Origin of the sequence: Planktothrix agardhii (assembly GCF_904830935.1) — a bacterium.
Classification (GTDB): Bacteria; Cyanobacteriota; Cyanobacteriia; order Cyanobacteriales; family Microcoleaceae; genus Planktothrix; species Planktothrix agardhii.
The window spans coordinates 4466365-4472500 of the sequence record NZ_LR882952.1; the positions used below are offsets into that span (position 1 = coordinate 4466365).

A 6136-nucleotide genomic window follows, 5' to 3' on the forward strand; every position below is an offset into this window, starting at 1 on the left:
TCAGTCTAAAAGTTCCGGTTTTCATCCTTTATTTTCAAAGGTTAATAACATTAAACGGGCTGGATCAAGGCACACATACCAAGGAAAGGGCTGATCTTTAATGGCGTTCCACTTTTCCTTAAAAACCTCCGCCTGTACATGGTAATCCTGGGAACTAGCGGGGGTAGCGTTGAATTTGAGAAACAAGGTAGTATGGTGTGGAGTTTCGCTGGTAGCAGCTAACCAGCAGGGATAAGTATTATCGCGCACCGTATCGGAAAAATCAGAATTTGTGGTGATCTTGATTTGGTGCGCGCGGATGCCAATATTGGTTAGAGAATTAGGAATTGCTTCGAGGACTTGTAAGGTCACGTCCCAATCCGTAGCAGTCACAGAATTAGCCCCCTGTATTACCGCCCGGGAGAAGTTTTTGCAGCCTGTAAGTTGAGCCACCCGAACGGTTTGGGGATGTTCAAAGATTTGATCCTTTGTCCCAGAAGCGATCGCCAGACCCCCAGACATGACCATTAAGTTCTCACACAATCGGTAAGCCTCCTCTAAGTTGTGGGTGACAAACAAGGTAATGCCCCGATATGAGGTAAGAGTGGCGAGGAGTTGTTGCTCCATTTGGCTACGGAGATGGGTATCAAGGGCGGAGAATGGCTCATCAAGCAGAAGTAATTCCGGCTCTATTGCCAAAGCCCTAGCTAGAGCTACCCGTTGTTGTTGTCCCCCCGAAATTTGGTGAGGGAAGCGATCGCCCAGTCCCTCTAGTTCCATAATGGTAAGCTGTTGAGTCACTTGTTGTTGGCGGAGGAGTTTAGGCAGGTGATCTAATCCAAAGGCAATATTTTGGGCTATGGTCAGGTGGGGAAACAGGGCATAGTTTTGAAACACCAAGCTCACCCGCCGTTGATGGCAGGGCAGGTTAATCTGCTGATCAGCATCAAACAGAGTCCGTCCATTCAAGACAATCCGCCCCCTAGTCGGCGTTTCCACTCCCGCCAGACAGCGCAGGGTCATACTTTTTCCCGAACCCGAACCCCCAAGAATCCCCAAAGTTTCCTGCCCGGCAGTGAAAGCCACCTTCAGTTTGAAGTTAGCTAATTGTTTTTCAATATCAACCAGTAAACAGTGATTATCAGTTATCAGTGTAGAGACGCGCCATGGCACTTCTCTACCAGTTATCAGTTGCTTATTATTTTTAGCCTGACTGTTTGTTAACTTTCCCCCCTTTGCTGCGGTGAAATTGACTGTCATCAGGCCGGAGAGGGAGAGGGACATAATGGCGATCGTCCACAGCCATGCTTCCCGGAAATCCCCAGCTTCAACGGCAAAGTAGATGGCCATGGGCATGGTTTGAGTTTGACCGGGAATATTGCCAGCCAGCATCAGGGTAGCTCCAAATTCCCCCAAAGCCCTAGCAAAAGACAGGGTTATCCCCGCTACCAGTCCAGGAGTCGCTAAGGGTAAGAGAATTTGCAGCAAAACCCGGACTTCGGAAGCCCCCAAGGTGCGGGCGACTTGTAGCAAACTACTATCGATTTGCTCAAAGGCTCCCAAGGTGGTTTTGTACATGAGGGGAAATGAAACTACCGTGGCGGTGATGACAGCGGCATACCAAGTGAAGACAATCGAGAAGTTTCCCCAAGACAGGAATTGACCGAGAAAGCCATTTTTACCAAATAGTAGTAACAGCAGAAATCCCACCACTGTAGGTGGCAAAATCAAGGGGGCAATCAGAAGCCCTTCCATCAGGGATTTCCACCGTCCTCGATAGCCCAACATCCCGTAGGCTGCGGCTGTTCCAAGAAAGAAAGTAGCGATCGTCGCTAGTCCCGCCGTTTTCAAGGAAATCCACAGGGGCGATAAATCGGTAGTCATAAGCGTTTAGATCTGCATCAATCTTTAGTTGGCAATGCCAAAACCGTATTTTTTGAACACATCTTGGGCGGGGTTACTGGTTAAAAATTGGATGTAAGTTTTGGCAGATTCCTGATTCTGGCTGGCTTTAATTACAGCGATCGGATAGATGATCGGAGAATGTAAATCCTTGGCGGCAGTGGCGACTTGTTTCACCTGCTTAGAGATTTTGGCATCGGTGAGGTAGACAATTCCCGCATCGGCATTGCCACTTTCTACGGCGCTTAAAACATTACGAACTGAGTTGCCATAGACAAATTTGGGGCGCAATTCTTCTATAATTCCTAACTTAGTAAAAACTTCTTCGGCATATTTCCCCGCCGGCACACTTCGGGGTTCCCCCATGGCAATTTTTCCTACATTAGAGTCGGTTAATTGTTCAAAACTGATGAGATTTAAGCTAGAGTTATTCGGCACAATTAAAACTAAACTGTTAGTTAAAAGTTGCCTCCGAGTATCGGTGAGAATGAAATCTTTTTTCTGAAGATTATCCATCTGTTGAGCGGCGGCGGAAATGATAACATCCACCGGTGCGCCCTGCTCAATTTGTTGTTGTAAAAGCCCAGATGCGGCGAAGTTATATTTTAATTCCACCTCGGAATTGGCGGACTTAAATAGGGGATTAATTTCTTCTATGGCATTTTGTAAACTAGCAGCAGCAGCAGTTAATAAGGTAGTAGTTTGGGATGTGACGGCTGGGGTGATAGTTTTGGTCGCTTGCGGAGGAGTGGCAGAAGGAGAACAGGCTCCTACAGACAATAAGACGGCAAAAACTAAGCCGATTAAAAAATATAAAATACGTTTAGGCATGGCTATTAATTTTATCTGTTTAATTATTAATAAAAAAAATAGGTGAAGGTTGACTCTTAACTGACACCCCGCACCTATCTTTTAACTTTAAACTTCTATATAGCAGATGAAGCAGTAGAACCAATAATCTCCTGAAATTGAATCATATCCTTATGGGGATCAACATGACTTACCTTCACTTCAAACTGTTCTCCAACTTCTACAGAACGACTAAATCGCATCGGTAACTCTAAAGCTAACTCCTCTAAAAAGACTAACCCTAAATCTTCCCGCAGCCATCGCAACATTGTGGCTTGCCAAATTTCATCGCTATTCCGGCGCAAAAACTCCAAACTCCAATAACGATTCGTTTCCCGTTCTACTTTGGACGCTTCCTTCACCGCCGGCCCTAAACTCATCACAATAGCCTGCATATCTTCTATAGAAAAAGGTGAGGCTTCACCTCGCAGATGGGCTTTAATTTGAAAATGAGCTAATAAATCACTATAACGACGAATCGGCGATGTCACCTGGGTATAAGTCTCTAAAGCCAAACTCGCATGGCGCGAAGGAGTCAAACCCACCTCACTACGAGGCATATAACGCCGCATAGTACAAGCTCTCACCGCCCCTGGTGGTAGCTGCATCAATTCCTCCTCCGGTGGTAATTCCGGTTGGGGTTGACTCCGATAAGGCAACGGTAAATTATGGGTTTGACCATAACGAGCCGCCACTTCTCCAGTTAAAATCATCATTTCCGCCACCATTTGGCGAGACGGAGAATCCTCTACAACCGTAATACTTATTTCTTCCCCGTTCACCTTAATCACCGACTCGGGCATATAAATACTAATTGCCCCGTTCGCATTTCGCCATTCCTTACGGCGTTTAGCCCACAGCGACAAAGCATCAATTTCCGGTTCCCCTTGGATGCCAATTTGCAACATCTCATCCACATCATCATAAGTGAGGCGATAGGTCGGTTTAATATTACTGACATGAATACTATAATCCTTTACCCCACCCGTTTCATCCAAAATCACACCAAAACTCAAAGCACAACAGACTTGGCCTTGAATTAGACTCATCGGCCCAGTTGCCAATTCCGAGGGGAACATCGGAACCATTCCGGTCGGGAGATAAACTGTTGTTGTCCGGCGGCGGGCTTCTAAGTCTAGTTCATCTCCAGGAGAAAGCAAACGAGTTGGATCAGCAATATGAATCCAAATCCGTCTTCGTCCATCCTCCAAAACCTCTAAACTCAAACCATCATCAATCTCACGGGTACTCTCATCATCAATCGTATAGACCTTAAGATGAGTTAGATCTAGGCGATCAGAATCCGGATCGGGCGGGGGAGAATCTAAGCAACGTCGAGCCACTTCAAGCACTTGAGTTGAGAATTGGGTGGGAATTTGACTCCGACGTAGGGATAGGTTTTCATGCAGACCCCATATCCCTAAGTCTACTAACAACTGCAACGCAGCTTGGGGTGTTTGAGAACGTTCCAAGGTTGCCAAAGTTTCTAAAGCAGGTGCGACATGGGAGGCATCTTCTCCATGCAGCGCCAAACGCTCTAACGCATCCAAACGGGTGCGATCACTATTTCGCCATTCTACCACGACCCCCGCTAGTCTATTTTGCACTCGCAACCAATATTCTTGAACGTCCCGTTGCTTCTGTTGTTCAACGTCCTGTTGATGTTTGATTTCAGCCACCTGTCCAGGAGAGCGAGGTTCGTAGCGTTCACCCTTCTGTTTGAAGTAGAGTTTATCATTTGATAACAAGACATAACTGGCATAACACTGAGGCGGACTCTGCTCAGAAAACAAAAGCAGAGCCATTTCTTTCGGGTCTACGGTTTCTCCTTGCTCCACTAAAATTTCCCAAGCCACCTCCAAACTTGACGGATCAAGATAAGGCTGCAATTCTTTAGTAAAAGCCCGGATATCCACAGGTTTGTATGTAGCCCCCGTTACCTCATAAGCAATTTGCCGCGGGTGAATTGTATGAGCTAGGAGGTTTTCATCAATAACGACCCAGTGTTTTTTTCCTTCAGGTCGATCCATCACGGCAAGACGACGCTCCCCGTGTAATCTAAGCTCAATCAGAGTACCCTTTTCCACAGATAAAATTAGCCTTCCTTATTGACGAAAGGCAACATTGCTAGGATTCTAGCCCGTTTGATAGCTTGGGTCAGATCTCGCTGCTGTTTGCAGGTAAGTCCAGTAATCCGACGAGGCAGGATTTTACCCCGTTCTGTAACAAATTTCCGTAACAGTTCGATATCTTTATAATCGATAGGAGTTCCGGGTTTGATCGGAGAAACTTGGCGACGGAAGTAGGTCATGCTGAAATCGATCCTCTATGAATTTTTAAAGTAGATTTAAGTACATTTAAGAATTACCATCAGTGTTCAGGGAATGGACACTTCTAAGGCAATTACTTAATTTCTTTGTGAACCGTATGTTTGTTACAGTGGCGACAAAACTTTTTCAGTTCTAAACGTCCTGTCGTATTCCGGCGGTTTTTGGTTGTGGTATACCGAGAAACCCCCTGAGAGCGCTTATCGGTATTTGTACGGCACTCCGTACATTCGACAGTAATAACGAGGCGAACACCTTTAGCCATAATTGTAAACAGTTGTGATTATTTAAGCACAAATATTTATTGTCTCATCTCTCGTTTCACTTTGTCAATCAAATAGCGAATTTTAAGATCCAGAGAATAACCCCGTCTGCTCCCAATCACAATAGTTTGTCCAATTCGGTCATGAACCGTCTGGGGATGACGACTTGTATCAAATAGCACGGCTCCACAGTCTAACAAAATAGGTAGCATCAACAACAGAATCCCGGCATTCCCCTCGGTTAAACTTCCCAAACTCAGGAGCAACAGAAAAGTACCTATTCCCATAAATGCCTCTCGTTTTACCAGTTCTAAAAGCCGAGGAGTTCGGTTCCGTTGGGAATCAACCACCCGAATATCAAACGCCCATCGTCCTAAACTCTGTCCTTGGTTTTTAGAGACCACCACAACACGGCAGGTTAACCAACCGATCATAAATAGCAAAAATAGAGTCACTCCTTTAGCCCCCACCGCAGCACAAAATAACCCAATCAAACAGAAATCTACCCCTAATGCGGCACAACGACGCCAGGTTGGAACTTTAGGATCAGGCAATGGGAATAAATTATAACTCATAGGGTAGGGAGTTTAATTTCTTGAGTACACTATCTTTAACTACACTATCTTTAAAAATATCAAACCTTAAAAATATCAAAACCTCTCTCTGATAAACCAGAAAGAGGCTTGATTTAGTGAATAGCTGAATTTCCAAGAAAACTGAAGACTGCATAGAGAATCAGAAAAGGGTTTGAGGTCAAGCCCTCGGTCTGTTAGTGTGTCTTGGCTACATTCATTGCTGAACTTCGACCTAACACCT

6 protein-coding genes and 1 rRNA gene (1 of these 7 cut by a window edge) are annotated in these 6136 nt (G+C 45.4%); all 7 read right to left on the reverse strand.

Features of this window, described 5'->3' with window-relative positions; genetic code table 11:
- Positions 1–21: 21 nt before the first annotated feature.
- Entirely contained in the window at positions 22–1863 is a 1842-nt protein-coding gene (gene modB / locus NMG88_RS20425) for a molybdate ABC transporter permease subunit (RefSeq protein WP_227351265.1), read from the reverse strand.
- A gap of 24 nt (positions 1864–1887) precedes the next feature.
- Complete coding sequence (gene modA / locus NMG88_RS20430; protein WP_026797052.1) at positions 1888–2712, reverse strand: molybdate ABC transporter substrate-binding protein; 825 nt, start codon at positions 2710–2712, stop codon at positions 1888–1890.
- 95 nt (positions 2713–2807) lie between these two features.
- Positions 2808–4817: a ribonuclease catalytic domain-containing protein gene (locus tag NMG88_RS20435; protein ID WP_026797053.1), complete on the reverse strand. Its 2010-nt coding sequence runs from the start codon at positions 4815–4817 to the stop codon at positions 2808–2810.
- A gap of 8 nt (positions 4818–4825) precedes the next feature.
- On the reverse strand, positions 4826–5041 hold the full coding sequence (gene rpsR / locus NMG88_RS20440; RefSeq protein WP_026788747.1) for a 30S ribosomal protein S18: 216 nt from the start codon (positions 5039–5041) through the stop codon (positions 4826–4828).
- 92 nt (positions 5042–5133) lie between these two features.
- Positions 5134–5322 carry a 50S ribosomal protein L33 gene (rpmG, locus tag NMG88_RS20445; protein ID WP_071782501.1) on the reverse strand — a complete coding sequence of 63 codons (189 nt, stop codon included), beginning with the start codon at positions 5320–5322 and terminating at the stop codon, positions 5134–5136.
- Between the two features lie 36 nt (positions 5323–5358).
- Entirely contained in the window at positions 5359–5895 is a 537-nt protein-coding gene (locus NMG88_RS20450; protein ID WP_026788748.1) for an RDD family protein, read from the reverse strand.
- Positions 5896–6069: 174 nt separating this feature from the next.
- Positions 6070–6136: ribosomal RNA gene (locus NMG88_RS20455) — 23S ribosomal RNA — on the reverse strand (it continues 2820 nt past the right edge of the window).